Raw genomic sequence first — 898 nt, 5'->3', positions numbered from 1 at the left:
TAGCCGACGATGTTCTCCGGGCGGTTCAGCAGAACCCAGAGCGGCGTCTCGACGCTGCGCGCCCGCGACTTCCCGGCCGGCGCGTTCTCGGTGGCCAGCCAATCGTTGAAAGGCGCCCGACCTGAGTCGATGGCGTTCTCCCCATCGGTGACCACCCGGACGTGGCCGGCGTCGTACGACGCCTGCTCGATCACGGAGACGGGGCCGCTCGACCACGCACAGCGCGTCGAGGAGGCGGTCGCGGGAGACGGTGGGGAGTTCGCGCATGCCGCTGATACGCGACGCGACGCCGTCGTGGCTCCGGCCCGACACCACGAACGAGACCGTCCGCGCATCGCGGATGGCACGGGCGCCGACGGAGGCTGCGGCACTGACGGCGAGCTCGAACTCCGCATCGTCCACGTACGCGCCGGGCTCGAGGTCGAGCAGCACCATCAGGCGGCTCCGCCGGGTCTCCTCGAACTGGCGCACCATGAACGTGCCGGTCTTGGCCGAGCTCTTCCAGTGGATGAATCGGCGGTCGTCACCGGGGACGTACTCGCGAAGGGCGTGGAAGGCGATGTCGCTCGCCGTGAGGTCGCGCGTCGGGGATCCCTCGAGGTCGCGGATGAATCCCGAGCTGAGGGCCGCGATGGCGATGGTGCGCGGGTGCACGTGCAGGTCGACGGTCTGCGACCAGACGATCTCGCGCCGCATCAGGCCCACGGGATCGGCACGCACGGTGCGGGCGGGGCCGATCGGGATGATGCCCCGTCGGTCCGTGGGGATCCGGAACTGCTCGTCGAACGCCCCGCCCTTGGGCAGCCCGGGCAGCACCCGCTCGAGCACCTTCGCGCCCACGGGGAGCTCCAGCTGCACGCCGCCGAGTCGGCGCCGCCCGGGGTTCGCCGCCACGAGC

General features: G+C 71.5%; 1 protein-coding gene. It reads right to left on the bottom strand.

Annotated elements, in window-relative coordinates:
- Positions 1–898 (bottom strand): DUF58 domain-containing protein (locus GH736_RS23540; RefSeq protein WP_159607493.1); only part of this gene is annotated, 898 nt, incomplete at both ends.

The sequence above is a fragment of the Agromyces humi genome (genome assembly GCF_009720255.1).
GTDB classification, from domain to species: Bacteria; Actinomycetota; Actinomycetes; order Actinomycetales; family Microbacteriaceae; genus Agromyces; species Agromyces humi.
The sequence above is the reverse complement of the archived record's forward strand: the minus strand, read 5'-3'. Positions and strand labels throughout refer to the sequence as shown.